Source organism: Kineococcus rubinsiae, from assembly GCF_011839805.1.
Taxonomy (GTDB): domain Bacteria; phylum Actinomycetota; class Actinomycetes; order Actinomycetales; family Kineococcaceae; genus Kineococcus; species Kineococcus rubinsiae.
The window spans coordinates 1-4,514 of record NZ_VWPY01000109.1 but is presented as its reverse complement, the minus strand read 5'-3'; the positions used below and the strand labels follow the sequence as shown (position 1 = coordinate 4,514).

The 4,514-nt window shown below is 46.3% G+C and carries 1 protein-coding gene, 2 tRNA genes and 2 rRNA genes; all 5 read right to left on the bottom strand.

Annotated elements, in window-relative coordinates:
* Positions 1 to 460: AAA family ATPase (locus F1544_RS27085; protein ID WP_167588529.1), on the bottom strand; the 460-nt coding region annotated here is incomplete at its 3' end.
* 201 nt (positions 461 to 661) lie between these two features.
* A 5S ribosomal RNA gene (rrf, locus tag F1544_RS27080) occupies positions 662 to 776 on the bottom strand.
* A 174-nt stretch (positions 777 to 950) separates the two neighbouring features.
* A 23S ribosomal RNA gene (locus F1544_RS27075) occupies positions 951 to 3,841 on the bottom strand.
* A gap of 424 nt (positions 3,842 to 4,265) precedes the next feature.
* Positions 4,266 to 4,341 (bottom strand) — tRNA-Ala (locus F1544_RS27070).
* A 70-nt stretch (positions 4,342 to 4,411) separates the two neighbouring features.
* Positions 4,412 to 4,488, bottom strand: a tRNA-Ile gene (locus F1544_RS27065).
* Positions 4,489 to 4,514: the final 26 nt, after the last annotated feature.

The window sequence follows — 4,514 nt, the reverse complement described above, 5'->3', positions numbered from 1 at the left end:
GGTATAAACCTTTCCCTTTTAATTTTATTGTTAATAATTTTAAGAAAGCCTCCCCATGTGAGCGTAAGTGTATATCTCCCCCATACTCCACCAAATAGTTCACTTGCTTCATATAAGTTGCAACGTTATAAAAGCTCTCGGCACGTAAAAAGTAATAATCTTGAGGCTTCTTATAGCTTTTTATCGTTCGAATCGCCTGATGCAAATCAGAAGCTGTGGTCGCTGTATTTAATTGTACATTACGCGTTCCACCTTCTTCTGAAAAACCCAAAGCAAGTGCTAAGGCCTCAAGAATGGTCGATTTCCCTGAACCATTCTCCCCGACAAAGAAAGTTATTTGTGGGTGGAACTTGATGCTTTCTAAATCGTTAACAGCTGGCACGACATAAGGGTAGCTAGCCCAATCCAAAGACTCAGGCGACTTAAACTTTACAGCTCTAATATAAGGTCTTTCTTGCATAAAATATTGGGAAATTTATTATTTGTTATAGCATGCTAGATTTTAAGTTTAAAAAATACCTTAATTCATTTATGAACGTCTTAAGCTGTCATATGCAAAAGCCAGACTAAACTGTACTCACCTCAATTTTCTTTATAAATTTTAAAAATGCAATAAAAAACACCCCCTCTGCTTACGCGGAGGGGGTGTTTTATATTTAAAAGCTGGCGATGACTTACTCTCACATGGCAAACGCCACACTACCATCAGCGCGAAGAGGTTTCACTTCTGAGTTCGGGAAGGGATCAGGTGGTTCACTCTTGCTATTGTCGCCAGCAAACTGTTGTGGTGTTTTCGGGTCTTATTCACATTAATTAATAATGTTTGCCTTACTTACGATCCAAAGAGTTATTAACGGATTAGATAATTGGTCTGTATTGTAACTAGTTTGTACACTAAATCAAGTTATGTATTGAATTTATCTTGAATACAACAACTGTTTGGGTGTTGTATAGTCAAGCCTCACGAGCAATTAGTATTGGTCAGCTTCACACGTCACCGTGCTTCCACACCCAACCTATCAACGTCCTAGTCTCGAACGGCTCTTTAGAGGAATAAATTCCTAGGGAAATCTTATCTTGAGGTAGGCTTCCCGCTTAGATGCTTTCAGCGGTTATCCCTTCCGAACATAGCTACCCGGCGATGCCACTGGCGTGACAACCGGTACACCAGAGGTTCGTCCACTCTGGTCCTCTCGTACTAGGAGCAGATCCTCTCAAATTTCCAGCGCCCACGGTAGATAGGGACCGAACTGTCTCACGACGTTCTAAACCCAGCTCGCGTACCTCTTTAAATGGCGAACAGCCATACCCTTGGGACCTGCTTCAGCCCCAGGATGAGATGAGCCGACATCGAGGTGCCAAACACCGCCGTCGATATGAACTCTTGGGCGGTATCAGCCTGTTATCCCCAGAGTACCTTTTATCCGTTGAGCGATGGCCCTTCCATACAGAACCACCGGATCACTAAGACCTACTTTCGTACCTGCTCGACTTGTGGGTCTCGCAGTTAAGCGCGCTTTTGCCTTTATACTCTACGCGTGATTTCCGACCACGCTGAGCGCACCTTCGTACTCCTCCGTTACTCTTTAGGAGGAGACCGCCCCAGTCAAACTACCCACCAGACATGGTCCTCGTCCCGGATTACGGGACAGAGTTAGAACCTCAACATTACCAGGGTGGTATTTCAAGGACGGCTCCATTGGAACTAGCGTTCCAACTTCAAAGCCTCCCACCTATCCTACACAAGTAAGGTCAAAGTTCAATGTCAAGCTGCAGTAAAGGTTCACGGGGTCTTTCCGTCTAGCCGCGGGTACACTGCATCTTCACAGCGATTTCGATTTCACTGAGCCTCTGCTGGAGACAGCGCCGCCATCATTATGCCATTCGTGCAGGTCGGAACTTACCCGACAAGGAATTTCGCTACCTTAGGACCGTTATAGTTACGGCCGCCGTTTACTGGGGCTTCGATCAAGAGCTTCGCTTACGCTAACCCCATCAATTAACCTTCCAGCACCGGGCAGGCATCACACCCTATACGTCCACTTTCGTGTTTGCAGAGTGCTATGTTTTTAATAAACAGTTGCAGCGGCCTGGTTTCTGCGGCTGCCAACCGCTCAGGGAGCAAGTCCCATCACCGTCAGCAGCGTACCTTCTCCCGAAGTTACGGTACCATTTTGCCTAGTTCCTTCAGCAGAGTTCTCTCAAGCGCTTTGGTCTACTCGACCTGACCACCTGTGTCGGTTTCGGGTACGATTCCTGTGTAACTGAAGCTTAGAGACTTTTCCTGGAAGCATGGTATCAGCCACTTCACTGTACAAGTACAGCTTGCTATCGACTCTCAGCATAGAGCACCCCGGATTTGCCTAAGATGCATGCCTACGGTCTTCCACCTGGACAACCAACGCCAGGCTGACTTAACCTTCTCCGTCCTCTCATCGCATTACACAGAAGTATTGGAATATTAACCAATTTCCCATCGACTACGCCTCTCGGCCTCGCCTTAGGGGTCGACTCACCCAGCCCCGATTAACGTTGGACTGGAACCCTTGGTCTTTCAGCGAACGGGTTTTTCACCCGTTTTGTCGTTACTCACGTCAGCATTCGCACTTCTGATACCTCCAGCATACTTCTCAATACACCTTCATCGGCTTACAGAACGCTCCCCTACCACTTGACTAATGTCAAATCCGCAGCTTCGGCACATAGTTTTAGCCCCGTTACATCTTCCGCGCAGGCCGACTCGACTAGTGAGCTATTACGCTTTCTTTAAAGGGTGGCTGCTTCTAAGCCAACCTCCTAGCTGTCTATGCCTTCCCACATCGTTTCCCACTTAACTATGATTTTGGGGCCTTAGCTGGCGGTCTGGATTGTTTTCCTCTTGACTACGGACGTTAGCACCCGCAGTCTGTCTCCCGGATAGTACTCATTGGTATTCGGAGTTTGCATCGGTTTGGTAAGTCGGGATGACCCCCTAGCCGAAACAGTGCTCTACCCCCAATGGTATTCGTCCGAGGCGCTACCTAAATAGCTTTCGGGGAGAACCAGCTATCACCAGGCTTGATTAGCCTTTCACCCCTATCCACAAGTCATCCCCTGGCTTTTCAACGACAGTGGGTTCGGTCCTCCAGTTAGTGTTACCCAACCTTCAACCTGCTCATGGATAGATCGCCTGGTTTCGGGTCTATACCCAGCAACTAAACGCCCTATTAAGACTCGATTTCTCTACGGCTCCCCTATTCGGTTAACCTCGCTACTGAATATAAGTCGCTGACCCATTATACAAAAGGTACGCAGTCACCGAACAAGTCGGCTCCCACTGCTTGTATGCATGCGGTTTCAGGATCTATTTCACTCCCCTCACAGGGGTTCTTTTCGCCTTTCCCTCACGGTACTGGTTCACTATCGGTCAGTCAGGAGTATTTAGCCTTGGAGGATGGTCCCCCCATATTCAGACAAGGTTTCACGTGCCTCGCCCTACTCGTCATCATTATGTGTGCCCTTTCGTGTACGGGAATATCACCCTCTACGTTCGCACTTCCCAGAGCGTTCCACTAAAACACACATAACTTAATGGGCTGCTCCCCGTTCGCTCGCCGCTACTAAGGGAATCTCAATTGATTTCTTTTCCTAAGGGTACTGAGATGTTTCACTTCCCCTCGTTCGCTTCATAAACCTATGTATTCAGTTTATGATACCCGCCTTATAGCGGGTGGGTTCCCCCATTCAGAAATCTCCGGATCAAAGGATATTTGCCGCCTCCCCGGAGCTTTTCGCAGGCTATCACGTCTTTCATCGCCTCTGACTGCCAAGGCATCCACCACATGCACTTAATTACTTGACTATACAACCCCAAACAGTCGTTAACACATACAAGTGAGTGTTATCGTTGCAAACTTAATTGCTACTGGTTTGTTGTCTGTGAATTTAATCACCATACAGCTTCAATCTAAATTCATATACCAAAACGCTTGATTCAGTGTTTTTGCTAGTTCTCAGATTAAATATTAATTTAACAATTACTTGTTATCTTCCTATTTAATCGAGTTTGAACAATTTATTTCAGACTCAATTTTCTAATCTGTTAATGATTAACTACAGCCTCGTCAGCTTGCAGTAAACTGTGATAAATCACAGAAGTTAAGAAGCTATTTGCTTACTAAGTTCTGTAATCTTTAGCTCTAAGCTTCGTTCTATGTGTGCCTGCGCACAGCATAGCTGTTTGCTTAAATTCTCGGACAAAGCGTTGCTTTGTTTACCCTCGAATTTGGTGGAGACTAGGAGAGTCGAACTCCTGACCTCCTGCGTGCAAAGCAGGCGCTCTACCAACTAAGCTAAGTCCCCAGCTTTAATCATAATGAACGACATATCTTTTTATCTAGCAGCTTGTGATTATTCATCACTTCGTCAGTAGTGGTGGGTCTGACAAGACTTGAACTTGTGACCCCACGCTTATCAAGCGTGTGCTCTAACCAACTGAGCTACAGACCCTCAGATACATCTTCGAAGAACAACTT